This is a genomic window from Streptomyces agglomeratus (genome assembly GCF_001746415.1).
In the GTDB taxonomy this organism is placed as follows: Bacteria; Actinomycetota; Actinomycetes; order Streptomycetales; family Streptomycetaceae; genus Streptomyces; species Streptomyces agglomeratus.
In genome coordinates this window covers 889,183-904,272 of record NZ_MEHJ01000001.1, presented here as the reverse complement: position 1 = coordinate 904,272, position 15,090 = coordinate 889,183, and the positions used below count along the sequence as shown (strand labels likewise).

Genomic DNA, 15,090 nt, shown 5'->3' with positions numbered 1-15,090 from the left:
TTCGGGCCGTGTTTGTGCCTGAGCACGGCGGCGGCCCCGCCGGAGACACGGACCGGTCAGTCGACGGTGACGACGACCGAGTGCCACCCGTCGGCGCCGTCGGGGATGGTGCGTGTCCGCTTCTCGGTCTGTACGGCGCCGGTGCGGTCGGTGGCGCGCACGGTGAGGGTGTGGCCGCCGGGGGTGGCCTTCCAGGGGAAGGACCACTGGCGCCAGGTGTCGACGGTGGCCTGCGCGGCGAGGTCCGCGGGCTGCCAGGGACCGTCGTCCACACGCACCTCGACGCGCTCGACACCGCGGCGCTGGGCCCAGGCGACGCCGGCGACCATGACGGTGCCGGCCGTGGGGCGGGCGAAGGGCTTGGGGGTGTCGATGCGGGACTGGGTCTTGACCGGAGCCTCGCGGGCCCACTCGCGCTTCACCCAGTACGGGTCGTAGTCGTCGAACGTGGTGAGTTCGATGTCCTCGATCCACTTGCAGGCCGAGACGTATCCGTACAGTCCGGGGACGATCATCCGGACGGGAAATCCGTGCACGAAGGGGAGCGGTTCGCCGTTCATGCCGACCGCGAGCATCGCGTCGCGGCCGTCCATGACGTCCTCCACCGGCGTGCCGAGCGTCATGCCGTCCACCGAGCGGGCCACCAGCTGATCGGCCGGGCCGCCCCGTGAGGGCGGCTTCACGCCCGCCTCGCGCAGCAGGTCCGCCAGTCGTACGCCGATCCACCGCGCGTTGCCCACGTACGGGCCACCGACCTCGTTGGACACACACGTCAGGGTGATGTCGCGCTCGGTCAACTCGCGTTCCAGCAGGTCCTGGAAGGTGACGGTCACCGGACGCCGGACACCCTTGCCGTGGATGCGCAACCGCCAGGTGCCGGCGTTCACCCGGGGCACCACCAGGGCGGTGTCCACGCGGTAGAACGTGCTGCTGGGCGTGGTGAAGGAACTGATGCCAGGAACCCGCAGCCGGGCGCCCGGCGGCACGGGGGCGGCGGGCGAAGCGGGCCGGGGCAGCAGTACTCCGGCGCGCGAGGCGACGGCGCCTTGGCCGCGCCGGCTGTTCACCGTACGGCCCAGCATTCCCGCACCGCCCGAGGCGGCGGCCGCGGCGGTCGCCGCGATCAGGAACCCCCGCCGGTCCCAGCCGCCTTCGTCGTCCCGCGCGGCCGTACGGCGTGGCCGGGTCAGCCTGCCGATCAGTACGTACAGCGCGGCGGCGCCCGCCACCCCGCCGGCCAGGGACGGCAGTCCGTCCGCGAGGCCGGTCGAGTCGGGGCGGCCGGTCGCCGCCGCGGCGCCGACCGCACCGAGGAGCAGCACACCGGCCGCACCGGTACGCCGATGGCGCAGCGCCACCGCGCCCAGGGCGAGTGCCAGGACGCAGAGGGTCGCCAGGATGCCCAGTTGCAGGACGAGCTTGTCGCTCTCACCGAAACTCCGGATCGCCCAGTCCTTCACGGGCGCCGGTGTGCGGTCGATGGCCGCCCCGCCGACCGCGGTGACGGGCCCGGCCTCCGGACGGACGGCCGTTGAGACGAGCTCGGCCACGGCAAGGGCGGCGCAGCCGGCGAGCAGGCCGCTGAGTGCGGCGAGCCCGCCGCGGGTCAGGTGCGTACGGGAGATCCTCACGCCCACTATTCGCAGCCGTCGGCGTGGGGGATTGGTCCGTCACCGCCGTCGTCCGGCTACCGGAGCCGTGGCTCTTCCTGCTCTTCTTCCTCCTCGTCCGGGAGCTGCACGTCGCTGACGGCGATGTTGACCTCGACGACTTCCAGGCCCGTCATCCACTCGACGGCGGAGATGACGCTCTCCCGCACGTTGCCCGCGACATTGGTGATCGAGACGCCGTAGTCGACGACGATCTCCAGGTCGACCGCCGTCTGCTTCTCGCCCACTTCGACCTTGACGCCCCGGGAAACGGACTTGGCCGTACCGGGCACGCGATCCCGCGCCGCTCCGATGGCCCGTGACATTCCGCTGCCCATCGCGTGGACCCCGTCGACATCGCGTGCCGCCATGCCGACGATCTTCTCGACCGCACTGTCGGCGATGGTGGTCCGTCCCCGGTCGGCGGGGTCGCCTCCGGTCTTCCCACTGAGGTTCTGGTGTCCGGTATCGGTCATAGCCGGTCGTTCCTTCCCAAGGAGAGGAGCTTGCCACCGTTCTTCCACGTTAGGCCCGTCCTGCCGACGATGCTCAGGGACGGGCCGGCGGCGGTCGCGGGAAGGCCGGTCGCGGCTTCAGACCTTGCGTACGGTCACGCCCGCCGCGGCCAGGGCGCCTGTCGCGTCCTCGGGGGCCGCCTGGTCGGTGACGACGACGTGGAAGGCGGAGGCGGGCGCCACGAAGGCGAGCGCGGTCCGGGAGAGTTTCGCGGATTCGGCGACCGCGATCACGCGGCGGGCCGAGGCGATCGCGGCGCGCTTGACGGCGGCGTCGTCCAGGTCGTACGCCGTCAGGCCGTCCGCGGGCGTGAGTCCGCAGCAGCCGATCACCGCCGTGTCGAAGCGCAGGGCGGCCAGTGACGCCGTGGTCAGCGGGCCGGTCAGGGTCAGCTCACCCGGTCGCGGTCGCCCGCCGGGCACCAGCAGCGTCAACCCGGGTGCCGCGGTCAGTGCGTTCACCGCGTGGAGGGACAGCGGCATCACGGTCAGGCGCCGGTGTTCGAGGGCGCGGGCCACTTCCAGGCAGGTGGTGCCGCTGTCGAGCACGACGGACTCGCCGTCCGCGATCAACGCGGCGACCTCGGCGGCGATGCGCTGCTTGGTCTCCAGCCCTTCCCGCTCGCGCACCGCGAACGGGGGTTCGTCGCCGTACAGCAGCAGGCTCCTCGCCCCGCCGCGGAAGCGTTCGAGAACGCCCTGCTCGGCCAGGACCTCCAGATCGCGCCGGATCGTCATCTCCGAAGCACCGGTCAGTGCGGCCAGCTCCGCCACCCCCATGCGGCCGGCCTCGCGCACGGCATCGGTGATCTGTCTCCATCGCTCTGTGCTCGCCATGCCTCCATTGAACATTGAGGCTGTTTGAAACTCAAGCTTTCGCACACGCAGGTTGTTCGTTATGTTCATGTGCATGGACAGATCTCTGCGGGCCGCTCGGTCGGCCACCTTCGCCTACTTCGCCTTGAACGGCTTCCTCATGGGGATGTGGATCGTGCACATCCCCGCCGTCGAGCAACGTGCCGGCACAAGCCACGCCGTCCTCGGCTGGCTCCTTCTCCTGCTCGGAGCGGGCGCGTTCGCCGGCATGCAGATCGTCGGCCCGCTCACCGACCGCATCGGGGCCCGCACGGTCGTACCGGTCAGCGCGGCCCTGTGCAGCGCCGCGCTCGTCCTGCCCGGCCTGGTCACGAACACCTGGACGCTGGGGGCGGCGCTGCTGGTCCTCGGCTTCGGCAACGGCTGCCTGGACGTCAGCATGAACGCCCACGCGGTTCAGGTGGAGCGGGGTTACGAGCGGCCCGTGATGTCCGCCTTCCACGCCACCTTCTCCCTGGGCGGTGTTCTGGCCGCTCTCGTCGGCGCCCGCACGCTCAGCTGGGGCGTGAGCCCCTCGGTCACCCTCGGGGTGGTGGCACTCTGCGGCATCCTCGTCGCCGTGCCGGCCGCCTCCGCGCTGCTGCGACCCGAACCCGTCCCGGCGGAGCGAACCTCCGCCGCCGCGTCGAAGACGGGCCGCGGTACACCCCGGCGCATCTGGGTGCTGGCCGTCCTCGCCCTGATGCTCATGCTCTGCGAAGGCGTGGCCAACGACTGGAGCGCGCTCCATCTGCGCGACGTCCTCGACGCCTCGGCGGCCACCGCCGCTCTCGCGTTCGGGGCCTTCGCCACGGCCATGACCGCCGGCCGCCTGCTGGCCGACCGGGTGGCCGCACGCTTCGGCCCGGTGGCCATCCTCAGGTACGGCGCCTCCATGGCCGCACTCGGCCTGGCGGCGGCGGCGCTGTCACCCTGGATCCCCCTGGCGCTGATCGGCTGGACCGTGTTCGGGGCCGGCCTGTCCGGCTGTATCCCACAGCTCTTCAGTGCCGCCGGCCACGCGGACCCGGAAGCCGCCGGAGTCAACGTCTCCCGGGTCGCCGGCCTCGGCTACCTCGGCATGCTCGCCGGGCCGGCCGTCATCGGCCCCCTCACCCACTTCGTCCCGCTCAACCTCACGTTCCTCCTGCCCGTGGCGTTCTGCGTCGTCGCCGCCTGCACGGCGGGCATCCTGCGGTCCCGGCCCAAGGCGCCCGCCCCGGTGGAGGCGCAGGCCGTATGACCGGCGCGCGCCGGTGTCCGGCCCGAGCGGCGGTGCGGCGGACAGCCCGACGGCTGTTCCGCGCCCCTACCCGAGTGCGCCTCGCTTTTCGTCGTGCCCCGGACCGAACCCGCCTCCTCCACCGGTCGCACCCCGGCGCGCCGCCGGGATGATCCCGGCGCCGGCAGGCAACGGACCGCCGCCCTCGCGCCTCTTCAGACCTGACGAACGGTCAACCTGAAGGGACGCATCTTGGGTACGAACCATGCGAGACACGGAGCAGTGGCCCTCGCCGTCATAGGAGCCGTACTGGCGCCGGTGTCACCGGCGTTCGCAGCCGACCCGCCACGGGCCGACCTCCGGGCGGACGTGAACCGGGACGGGAAGGTGGATGTCACCGGCGCTTCGGACACCGCGGGCGAGAACAGCTGGTCCGCCCGCAGAGGGGCGGTCTTCCTCCCCAACATCGACGACGACACCGGGCGTTGCCCGGTCAAGGGTCCGGACGGCCGGCGCCTGTCGGACGCCAGGCTGGCCGCCTGCAACGACGCGGCCGACACCTTGGTCAACGGCTCCGCCGACGCGGCCGACCTCGCCCGCGTCCGGTCCGTACCGATGAGGAACCTGCCCGCCACGGCGACCGGCACGCTGAAGATCGTGTCCGGCGGCAAGAAGGCACGTCTCTTCGTCAAGCGCTCCTCCGGCTGGGCCCCGGTCACCGCCAGGACCCGGCTGTCCGCCGCCGAACTGCGCTCCGGAGTGGAGTTCGGCGTCGAGGGCACCGACGTCATCCGCGACAGTGCGGTCTGGGACGGCCGCGCCGTGATCCGCCTGACGGTGACATCGGGCGGGAGGAGCACCTCGGACGAGGTCACGCTGCGGGCCGCCCCGCTCCTCACCCACCACCACCTCCAGAACGCACAGCAGCTGATGGTCACCAAGGTGCCGGGCAGGGACGACTACGCACGCCGGCAGCAGGCGTTCGTCAAGGGCCTGGCCGCCGAGGTCAAGTCGGCGGGGATCGACAAGCCGCTGCTGACCTTCGACAAGTACGGCGACATCTGGGCCCAGGACTTCGTCGAGCCCGGATACGTGAGCATGGCGCGTCCCGGCGGGGGCCGTCAGACCATGCGCGTGATGCTGCGGTCGGCGCAGGCGGACCGGGAGGCCGGCCGGGAGCTGTTCGAGAAGATGCGCGGCAACGGCGTGGGCGTGGTGCAGGTGGCCGGGGTCCGCGACACGGAGGAGTGGACACTCAACTCCATGGGCAACCTGGAGACCGTTCCCCCGTACACCCACGGCGGCCGGTCCTTCCCCGCCGGGCGCATCATCATGGGCGAGCGCAAGGACAACGGCTCCAAGCCCGCGAAGGCGATGCGGACGCTGCTCAAGTCCCAGGGCTTCCAGGACCCGCTGCTCCTCGACACCTCGTGGCTGCACGTCGGGCACGTCGACGAGTTCGTGCAGTTCCTGCCGGCCGACACCCCGCGCGGCTGGAAGATCGGCATCGCCGATCCGGAGGCCGGGCTGCGGCTGCTGCGCGAGGCGCAGGAGGCCGGACACGGCAGGACGAAGATGTTCTCGGTGCCGGGCAGCCGCGACATGCCCGCGCCCAAGGAGACCATCGACCAGGCGCTCGCCTCCAGGTGGCTGGTGGCCGACAACACCATGGCCGCGAAGCGGATCAAGGCGAACCTGGAGGTGCTCCGGCGCGAGACGGGCGCGACCGACGCCGAGATCGTACGGGTGCCCGCGCTCTACACGCGGGGTACGCAGGAGGGCGAGCGGGGTGAGCGCGTGCCCCGCCTGTCACGGATGGGCGCGGGTGAACTTCCGGAGGCGGTCCGCGAGTACGGGCAGCAGAAGGAGCTGGCTCGGCACGCCGACCGCGCCGGAGCGGCCCCGGAAACGGTCATGACCAGCGCGTACGTGCCGGGTGCGGTCAACGGGATCGTGCTGGGCAGGAACCGCTACCTGGCTCCCCGGCAATGGGGGCCGGTCATCGGCGGCAAGGACATATTCACCTCCGCGGTGAACGCCGCGTACACCGGGGCGGGCATGAAGGTGTCGTACCTCGACGACTGGTACACGTACCACCTCGGCGCGGGCGAGGTGCACTGCGGCACCAACACACTGCGCGACGCGTCCGCCGCCTGGTGGCTTCCGTAGCCCGGAGCGGGCGCGAGTGTCCCCCCGGCAGCGGCGTCCGGGCCCGGAAGGCGCCGTACGGCCGCTGGAGGAGGGGGTGGAACGTCCAGGTTTGACCTGGTAGCAGGTGGGGAGGGGCTTGGGTAGGAACATCGTTCTCACGAGATCGGAGGACACCATGATCGTCCTCGGAATCATTCTGCTCATCATTGGTTTCGTGGCCGGTATCTCCATCCTGTGGACCATTGGGATCATCCTGGTCGCCATTGGCGCCGTCCTCTGGATCCTGGGATCGATGGGACGCGCAGTGGGTGGACGACGGCACTACTGGTGAAGGGCGGGGCCCCGGACCGGCCCCTCCCGCCACCCGTACGGACGCGCCGGGCGCCTCAGCGCCCGGCGCACCCGTTCGGCGGCACGCCTGAGGGGGCGTGAGCGCCTTGCGGGTACTCGACGGGGCATGCCCCTGAAATCCGGTGCGCCGTACGAGGGCCGCCCGCAGCACTTCCGCCGGCTCGTCCGGCTTCGACAGCGGCTCGGCTCCTCGGCCGCCACGCTGACCTGGCAGCGCGGGCGCGAGGTGGAGCTCATGCACCGCGCCATGGGCTTCGCGGCGCTCAGTTTCCTCACCCTGGTGCCCCTGCTCGTCGTCGTCGCGGCGGCCGACCTCCCGAGCGGGCAGGGGTTCGCCCGCTGGCTGGTGACGGGCCTCGGGGTTTCGGAAGTGTCGCAGGAGGAGGTCGAGGACCTGTTCGGCCGGCCGGGCCAGGCGTTGCAGGGGACCACGGCGTTCGGTCTCGCCGCCCTGGCCACGTTCGGTGTGACGTTCGGCTCGGCCGTGCAGACCGGGTACGAACGCGTCTGGGGCCTCCCGACAGCGCGCTGGCACACGATGTGGCGTCACGTCGTGTGGCTGGCCATGCTGATCGCGGCGCTCCTGCTCTTCGTCAAGACCCCCACTCCCGACCGGTCGCCGGCCCTGACCGTGCTCGTGGCCGCCGGCGACGTCGTCGGCTTGTTCCTCTTCTTCTGGTGGTCGCAGCGAGTGCTGCTCTGCGGCCGGATCCGCTGGCGGGCCCTGGTCCCCGGGGCTGCTCTGACGGCTGTGGGGCTGCTCGGGCTGCGGATCTTCTCGCAACTGGTCTTCTCACCGCTGATCGCGTCGAACGCGTTGACCTACGGCCCCTTCGGGACGGTGCTGGTCCTCCAGTCCTGGCTGGTGGGAGTGGGATTCGTGGTGTACGGCGGGTCGCTCGTCGGGCGGCTCGTCCACGAGTCGCGGGTACGGCGCAGGCTGGGCGCGGTGCCGGGCGAGCCGGACTGACCGTACGCACCCGGCCGCTCCGGGGTACGCGCTCGTGGCCCGCGTCGCCACGGCACCCGCTGGTCCGAGGCCGCGCACCCCCCGCTGTCGCTCTCCCTCGGTGTGGCCGCGCCGGCGCCTGTACGCGTCAGGCCGGCGCGTGACGCAGCGCCTCGGCGGCGGTGGCGGCGACCGCGTCCGCCACCGCCGCGAGGGCCGGTGAGTCGAGCTTCCACTGCTGCCAGAACAGCGGAACGTCCACGGGCCGGCCGGACGCGAGCAGCGTGAGGGCGCCCGTGCGCAGGAGCGGGCGCGCTTGCGGTTCCGGCACCAGGCCCCAGCCGAGCCCGGCGGCCACCGCGTCGCAGAAGCCCTCCGAGGTGGGCACGTAGTGGCGCACCGGCGCCGCGCCCGTCCCGTCGCTGGTGAGCGACCGTACGAACCCGTCCTGGAGGTCGTCCCGGCGGTCGAAGACGATCACCGGGGCGTCGCGCAGAGCGCGCTCCAGCGGCTGTGTGAGGTGGCGGGCGGCGAAGGCTTCGGTGGACACCGGCAGGTACCGGGCGAGGCCCAGGCGGCGTACCGTGCAGCCCGCGACCGGGTCCGGCGACGACGTGACCGCCGCCATCACCTGGCCCTCGCGCAGCAGCGCCGTGGTGTGGGCCTCGTCCTCGCGGTGCAGCTCGAAGCAGACGGGCGGGTCCTGCGGCACGCGCGTCAGCGCCGGCAGGAACCACGTGGCGAGCGAGTCGGCGTTGACCGCGATGGGAACCCGTGCCGGCCCCCGCTCGCCGGCGATCCCCAGCTCCGCCCGCGCGTCCAGTTCCAGCCGGGCCAGCTGGCGCGCGAACCGCACCACCACCTGACCGGATTCCGTCGGACGCACCGGTTTCGTACGGATCAGCAGCACCCGGCCGGTGCGCTGCTCCAGCGCCTTGACGCGCTGGCTGACCGCCGACGGGGTCACGTGCAGGGCGGCGGCGGCCGCGTCGAAGGTGCCCTCGTCCACCGCCGCCAGCAGCGTACGCACCAGGTCCAGAGGAAGCTCGTCCATCACGAATGCTAAGGGTACGTTAGAACCTTTAGCTGTACTGATGACGCGATGATCCATACCGTCGTGGCATGACCCACGGAATCATCACTGCGGCACTCGTCGGCTTCGGCACCGGACTCTCCCTCATCGTCGCCATCGGCGCGCAGAACGCCTTCGTCCTGCGCCAGGGGGTCCGGCGGCACGCCGTCCTCGCGGTCGTGGCCATCTGTGCCGTGTCCGACGCGGTCCTCATCGTGCTCGGTGTCTCGGGGGTGGGGGCCGTGGTCACCGCCTGGCCCGCCGCCCTGACCGTGGTCGGCCTGGCCGGCGGCGCGTTCCTCATCGGTTACGGCGCCCTCGCCGCCCGGCGCGTCCTGCGGCCCACTCCCGGCGCGGCCCTCACGACGGAGGGCGCCGCCACCAGCTCCGCCCGGAAGGCCGTACTGACCTGCCTCGCCATGACCTGGCTCAACCCGCACGTCTACCTGGACACCGTCCTGCTCATCGGCTCCGTGGCCGCCGACCACGGTTCCCTGCGGTGGGCCTTCGGAGCGGGAGCCGTGCTGGCCAGCCTGACCTGGTTCACGACCCTCGGATACGGGGCCCGCCTGCTCAGCGGCCTGCTGGCGCGACCCGCCGCCTGGCGGGTGCTGGACGGCCTGGTCGCGGCCACCATGGTCACCATGGGAGGGCTGCTGGTGGCAGGCGCCTAGCGCGCCGGCCTGCGGGTGCGCTTTCAGACGTTCTGGGCGTAACGTCCAAAGATGATGTGTCTTGTGACGTACGGGGCGAGGAGCCGGTAGTCCATGGTCGCGCCGAAGGAGAGCGGGCAGTCGGAGGTACTTGACCGACTGCTGTCCCGGGTACTGCGTGAGTCCGACGCGTACGGCGGCGGGATCTACGTGCTGACGGCGGGCGGCCAGGTGCTGTCCGCCGTGGTGCTCGCCGGCGTACCGTCCAGCCTCGCGATGCCGTGGGCCAGGGTGGGCATGTCGGCCTCGGGTCCCCTCGCGGAGGCGGTACGCGAAGGCCGCCTCGTGTGGGTCGGCGCCGAAGGGGAGCTCGCCCGCCGCTACCCGCGCATCGGCCTCGCGCTGCCGTACTCGTTCGCCCTCGCGGCCGCGCCGGTGATCAGCGGGCAGCGGACCTGGGGCGGACTGCTGCTGCTCTGGCCGGGTTCCCACCCGCTGGTGATCGAGCCCGAGCGGCAGCGGGCGATCCAGAAGGCGTCCGGCTACGTCGGCGCGGCCCTGCGCCGGGCAGACGAGAGCGGCCGTCCGATCCTGCCCACGCCCGACCCCCGGATCGTTCCGGTGCCACGGCGCCGTATGGTCACGCAGGCCGAGTCCCTGGCGGCGGTGGACTTCACCGAGCGGCTCCCCGAGGGCTGCTGCGCCCTCGACCTCGACGGCCGGATCACCTTCATCACCCCCACCGGGGCGGAGCTGGTCGGCAGCACGGTCCCGGCGCTGCTGGGAACGCGGCCCTGGGAAGCCCTGCCGTGGCTCGACGATCCCGTCTTCGAGGACCGCTACCGCTCGGCCGTGATGAGCCGCCACCCCACCTCGTTCACGGCCCGGCGCCCGGACGACCTGTGGCTGTCCTTCGAGCTGTACCCCGACGCCGGGGGGATCAGCGTGCGTATCGCCCGGTCCTCCCTCGCCGAGGGTGCGGCCGGGGCGGCCGCCGCCGCGGAGCCGGGAGCCGCGGCCGCGCGCGGCTCACTGCCGGATGCCGCCGCACCCGCGGGCGGGGGCGCCGCGCCGACACGGGTGGGCGTGCTCTACCAGCTGGCGCATCTGGCCGCCGCGCTCACCGAAGCCCTCAGCGTGCCCGACGTGATCAAGCTGGTGGTCGACCAGATCGCCCCCAGCTTCGGCGCGCACGCGGTCGCCCTGTTCGCCGTACAGGCGGACAAGCTCCGGCTGCGGGGCCATCACGGCTACGGCGCCCAGGAGATGAAGCGGCTGGACGGCGTGGCGCTGTCGGCCGAGCACCCCGCCTGCCGGGCGGTGACCTCGGGGGAGCCCGCCTTCTTCGCGTCCCGCCGCGAACTCCACGACGTCTGTCCCGGCGCCGCGGACGAGGACAGCAACCAAGCCTGGGCCTTCCTGCCCCTCGTCGCCGCGGGCCGCCCCATCGGCTGCTGCGTACTGGCCTACGACCGGCCGCACGTCTTCGGGCACGACGAACGGGCCCTGCTGACCGCGTTCGGCGGTCTCGCCGCGCAGGCCCTGGACCGCGCGCATCTGTACGACACCAAGAGCGGGCTCGCCCGCAGTCTGCAAGCCAGCCTGCTGCCCCACGTACTGCCGTCGCTGACCGGTCTCCAGGCCACGGCCCGCTACCTGCCCGCCACGCGCGGCATGGACGTCGGAGGCGACTTCTACGACCTGGTGCGCCTCGACGACACCACGGCCGCCGCCGTCATCGGGGACGTCCAGGGGCACAGCGTCACCGCCGCCGCCCTGATGGGACAGGTCCGCACCGCGGTACGGGCCCACGCCATCGCCGGGGCGGCCCCGGGCGACGTTCTGGCCCGTACCAACAGACTGCTCACCGACCTCAACCCGGGACTGTTCACCAGCTGCCTGTACGTCCAGATCGACCTCGCCCGCCGGCGGGCGTGTCTGGCGACCGCCGGACACCTCCCGCCCCTTCTGCGGCACCCCGGCGGACGCACGGAAAGCGTCGCCATGCCGCCCGGACTGCTGCTAGGCATCGACCCCTCGGCCCAGTACGAGGCGATCGACATCGAACTGCCGCCCGACACCGTCCTGGCGCTGTTCACCGACGGCCTGGTAGAGCGGCCGGGCACCGACATCGAGGACGCGACCGCCGACCTCGCCGCCGTCCTGAGCGAGGGGACCCACAACCTCGACGCCCTCGCCGACGCGCTGACGCGGCGCGCCCGCCCGTCGCCCGACCGCAGGGACGACACCGCGCTGTTCCTGCTGCGCCTGGCATCGGCGTGACCCGCGCCCGCGACGCCGGCCGGTGTCGTGCACGAAGCCCCCGGGACCAGGTCCCGGGGGCTTCGCGGCACATCGTTTCGACCGGAGTAGGTCAGTTGGCGTTGACCAGGTCGTGAGCCGGCACCGTCACGGTACGCGCGCCCGCGCTCCCGCCCAGGACGACCTTGCGAAGAGCGCTGTTGTTGGTCAGGCTGGTCTCCTTCAGCCTCTTCTCGGGGTTGGCCAGCACCTGGATGTAGTACGTGCCGTTCGCCAGGTTGGTGATGTCGAAGGACTGACCGGGCAGGTCCTGGGTGTACGTGTCGCCGGAGCCGACGTCGAGCACCTCACGTACGGAGATCGAGTTCTCCTGGCCGCACGCGGTGGAGAGATCGGTGTTGCCCGGGTGCCAGTTGGCGTTCTTCACCGTGTAGTCGACGGCGTCCGTGTTGGCCAGGCAGAAGGCCTCCTTGCCGCTGCGGACCGCCTCCTTCTGGTCGGCCTTGAGCAGCCGGTAGCTGGCGAAGTCGGTGAAGTGCCAGTGCTCGTGGCCCCGGCGCGGGTCCCACTCCATGGTGCCGGTCGGCGTGTAGCCGACCTGCTTCCCGTTGGCGTCGTAGAAGTACTGGTAGGCGTCCATCAGCTTCTTGCCGGGGGAGCGGAATCCGTCGACCACCAGCTGCGCGGGGCCCGCGTTCCACACGTTGGCGCTGAACGCCAGATAGTCTTTGCCCCGGGTGCTGCCCTGTCCCTTGCTGATCGCGATGCCGTAGGCCGGCAGCGAACGGAGGTCGGGCTTTGGTACGTCCGGCACCGCCGGCGCGCCGGTCGGCCGCTTGGCGGCCGCCTTCACGGCGGGAGCCTTGCGCGAACCGTCCGTCCGCCCGGTCCCGTCACCCACTTGCGCCGCCTTCAGGGCGGCCTTCTTCAGCGACCAGGGGAGGGCCGGCGGAGCGGGGGTGTGAGGCCCGTGGCCCACGTTGTACGACGGACCCGCACCGCTCGTCGGGGCGGCGGGCACCGGCGGGGGCGTCGCGCCGTGACCGGCGTGCCCGGCCGCGTGCGACCCGTGCTTCATGGCGGCCCCGGCTCCCGGGCCCTCGTCCTCGTAACTGCGCTCGCGTACGGTCACCTTGATCGTCCGGGGCTTGTTCTCCATGCCGAACAGCTCGCGGTAGCGCTTGGTCACCGACACCTTGGCGGTGTACTTGCCGGCCGGCAGGCGGACCGGATCGGAGTAGTAGCCCGCGTAGGTGTTGGACGCCCAGCCGTTCTCGACGCCCCACACCGAACCGAGCGTGAACGGGTTGACGGGGCAGCTCTCGGGATACTTCGACTTGGCCGGGGCGTCGGGACGGATCCGGCCGGAGGCGTTGTTCGGACAGAATGCCTCCTTCTTGTCCAGCACCTTCCTGCCGGCGGCGTCGGTCAGGGTGACCTGCGCGAAGTCGGGCAGCCCCGCGAAGTTCCGCACCAGGCGGGCCGGAAGGGTCTTGGTGTGCTTCTTCGTCCCGAAGCGGATGATCTGCGCCGCCACGACCGGGTCCTTGTAGGACTTACGGGTCACCTTGAGTTCGAGGGGACCGTTCTCGGCGGTGATGTACGTGCCGAGGTCCAGGTAGACGCCGGGGCTCTCCTTGTACGAGTCGAGCGTCACCTCGTTGGAGGCGGCGATCAGGCTGAGCTTCGGCGCCGGCGCGTCCTGTGCCGTGTCGTCGTCGGGCGCGGCGACGGCGACACCCGCGGTCACGGTGATCGCCGCGGCGGCCGCGATCACCGAACGCCAGGGGCGGGCCTGGGGGAATCTGGTCATGGTTCCTCGTTCTCCGGGTCTTCCGAGTGCCTGCTGGGACGGTGGAGGAACAGCCGGTACACGGAAATGGGCCGGGCCTGCTGCGGCACGAGGGGCCCTGATCGCGAGAACTGTCTCCGGCCCGTGAGAGTTGATGAAGGGCCGTACGGGTTGTCTCGGGACTCATGAGTTGTGGATCGTTGTCCGAAAACAGCTCCTGGACGCCGGATCAGGCCGTTGTTGTGTTGAACCAGCCGACTGCGCCCATCTTTTGTGGTAATGAATCGACGGGCCGGGCTCATGTCACTCGGCCGACGGGCCGGACTTATGGTCCTCCGTATGAAATCCGCACCGCGCCTCGCGAGAATCACCGCCGACAACTTCGACGCCGCGATCGCCCTCAGGGTTCGCCCCGACCAGGAACACCTGGTCGCGCCGGTCGTGAAGTCCCTCGCTGAGGCGTACGTACACCCCGACACGGCCTGGCCCCGGCTCATCCTCGACGGCGACCGGCCCGTGGGGTTCGTCATGGCGTTCTTCGACATCGACTTCGCCGGTGACGGCAAGGGCAGCGACATCCGCTCGGGCCTCTGGCGGCTCAACATCGCGGACGGCGAACAGGGGCGTGGCTACGGCCGTTTCGCGGTCGAGGCCGTCGCCGCTGAAATCCGCCGCCGGGGCGGCAGTCGCGTCACCACCACCTGGCACCCGGGCGAGGACGGCCCCGAGTGTTTCTATCTGAGGCTGGGGTTCCGGCCGACGGGCGAGATGAGCGGGGACCAGAAGGTCGGTGAGTGGGAGCCGGACCAGGGGGCCCCGCGCCGGGCCGGTGCGTCCACCGCTGAACCCGGCGCGGGGGAGCGGACCGTCAAGTGAGGGCGCGGACGCGTTGGGAGTGGAGTTCGTAGCGGGCTCCGACGATCGCGAGCCTCCCCGTGGCGACCTTTGCCGCCAGGTCGGGCTCGCCGGCCAGGCGCGCGCGGACCCTGCCGACGTTGCGGGTGATGGTGGAGTCGATACGGGCGTCGCCGTGCCGGCCGTGGTCTATGGACGGCCGTATCTGCTCCGCCAAGTACCGTATGTGCGCCGGAAGTTCCTCTCCCGTCTCCTCCGCGTGCACGGCGGCGGACACGGCGCCGCACCCCTGGTGCCCGAGCACCATGATCAGAGGTACGTCCAGCTCCAGGACGCCGTACGCGATGCTGCCCAGTACGGCCTCGTCCAGGACCTCGCCCGCCGACCGCACGGTCATGAGGTCGCCGAGCCCCTGGTCGAAGACCAGTTCCGGCGGTACGCGGGAATCGACGCAGCCCAGGACGACGGCGAACGGGTTCTGCCCCGACACGAGCGCCTGGCGGACAGGGGGTGTCTCGTGAGGATGCCGCTGCTTGAAGGTCCGCCAGCGGCGGTTGCCGACGGCCAGCTCCCGCAGTGCCTCGCCTGGTGTGCGGGGAGTCTTGGTCGCCACGGCCGCGGCAGCGGACCCGGCGGACGAGGCGCTGAGCGCAATTCCCGCTCCGGCGGCGGCGGTTCCGGCGACAGCGGCCCGCAGCAGGGCGCGGCGCCCCGTGCTGACCGGTGCGGTCGATACGGTCGATACATGTCGATTCAAGGTCACG

The 15,090-nt window shown here is 71.8% G+C and carries 13 protein-coding genes; 7 read left to right on the top strand and 6 right to left on the bottom strand.

The window, feature by feature from the left end; all coding sequences use genetic code 11:
- Window positions 1–56 precede the first annotated feature (56 nt).
- The 3 genes from AS594_RS03675 to AS594_RS03665 form a co-directional block, all read right to left on the bottom strand.
- Window positions 57–1,631 carry a molybdopterin-dependent oxidoreductase gene (locus AS594_RS03675; RefSeq protein ID WP_069933992.1) on the bottom strand — a complete coding sequence of 525 codons (1,575 nt, stop codon included), beginning with the start codon at window positions 1,629–1,631 and terminating at the stop codon, window positions 57–59.
- 56 nt (window positions 1,632–1,687) lie between these two features.
- The gene (locus AS594_RS03670) at window positions 1,688–2,125 is read right to left on the bottom strand and encodes an Asp23/Gls24 family envelope stress response protein (protein ID WP_069925628.1); all 438 of its coding nucleotides are present in this window, start codon (window positions 2,123–2,125) and stop codon (window positions 1,688–1,690) included.
- A gap of 117 nt (window positions 2,126–2,242) precedes the next feature.
- Window positions 2,243–3,001: a DeoR/GlpR family DNA-binding transcription regulator gene (locus tag AS594_RS03665; protein WP_069933482.1), complete on the bottom strand. Its 759-nt coding sequence runs from the start codon at window positions 2,999–3,001 to the stop codon at window positions 2,243–2,245.
- A 73-nt stretch (window positions 3,002–3,074) separates the two neighbouring features.
- Here AS594_RS03665 and AS594_RS03660 point away from each other — a divergent pair, with 73 nt between their 5' ends.
- From AS594_RS03660 to AS594_RS03645, 4 genes are all read left to right on the top strand, one after another.
- A complete protein-coding gene (locus AS594_RS03660; RefSeq protein WP_069930252.1) occupies window positions 3,075–4,262 on the top strand; it encodes an MFS transporter in 1,188 nt (395 codons plus the stop codon).
- A gap of 231 nt (window positions 4,263–4,493) precedes the next feature.
- Window positions 4,494–6,410: a protein-arginine deiminase domain-containing protein gene (locus tag AS594_RS03655; protein ID WP_079148302.1), complete on the top strand. Its 1,917-nt coding sequence runs from the start codon at window positions 4,494–4,496 to the stop codon at window positions 6,408–6,410.
- 157 nt (window positions 6,411–6,567) lie between these two features.
- Window positions 6,568–6,723 (top strand): DUF6131 family protein, encoded by a 156-nt coding sequence (locus AS594_RS44460; protein WP_167367979.1) that lies wholly within the window; start codon window positions 6,568–6,570, stop codon window positions 6,721–6,723.
- 126 nt (window positions 6,724–6,849) lie between these two features.
- Window positions 6,850–7,713: a YhjD/YihY/BrkB family envelope integrity protein gene (locus tag AS594_RS03645; RefSeq protein WP_069933483.1), complete on the top strand. Its 864-nt coding sequence runs from the start codon at window positions 6,850–6,852 to the stop codon at window positions 7,711–7,713.
- A gap of 127 nt (window positions 7,714–7,840) precedes the next feature.
- Here AS594_RS03645 and AS594_RS03640 read toward each other — a convergent pair whose 3' ends face one another.
- The gene (locus AS594_RS03640) at window positions 7,841–8,746 is read right to left on the bottom strand and encodes a LysR family transcriptional regulator ArgP (protein WP_069925623.1); all 906 of its coding nucleotides are present in this window, start codon (window positions 8,744–8,746) and stop codon (window positions 7,841–7,843) included.
- A 68-nt stretch (window positions 8,747–8,814) separates the two neighbouring features.
- Between AS594_RS03640 and AS594_RS03635 the strand changes: the two genes are divergently transcribed.
- Window positions 8,815–9,438 (top strand): LysE/ArgO family amino acid transporter, encoded by a 624-nt coding sequence (locus AS594_RS03635; protein ID WP_069925622.1) that lies wholly within the window; start codon window positions 8,815–8,817, stop codon window positions 9,436–9,438.
- A gap of 93 nt (window positions 9,439–9,531) precedes the next feature.
- A complete protein-coding gene (locus AS594_RS03630) occupies window positions 9,532–11,700 on the top strand; it encodes a SpoIIE family protein phosphatase (protein WP_069934943.1) in 2,169 nt (722 codons plus the stop codon).
- Between the two features lie 91 nt (window positions 11,701–11,791).
- On the opposite strand, the gene AS594_RS03625 is transcribed toward AS594_RS03630, so the two are convergent.
- Window positions 11,792–13,492, bottom strand: a complete 1,701-nt coding sequence (locus tag AS594_RS03625) for a lysyl oxidase family protein (RefSeq protein ID WP_069925620.1) — start codon at window positions 13,490–13,492, stop codon at window positions 11,792–11,794.
- Window positions 13,493–13,810: 318 nt separating this feature from the next.
- On the opposite strand from AS594_RS03625, the gene AS594_RS03620 reads away from it, so the two are divergent.
- Window positions 13,811–14,347: a GNAT family N-acetyltransferase gene (locus AS594_RS03620; RefSeq protein ID WP_069930251.1), complete on the top strand. Its 537-nt coding sequence runs from the start codon at window positions 13,811–13,813 to the stop codon at window positions 14,345–14,347.
- Here the strand turns inward: AS594_RS03620 and AS594_RS03615 are convergent.
- Entirely contained in the window at window positions 14,340–15,089 is a 750-nt protein-coding gene (locus tag AS594_RS03615; RefSeq protein WP_069925619.1) for a carbonic anhydrase, read from the bottom strand. The two genes, AS594_RS03620 and AS594_RS03615, sit on opposite strands and share 8 nt — an antisense overlap.
- Between the last annotated feature and the right edge of the window lies 1 nt (window position 15,090).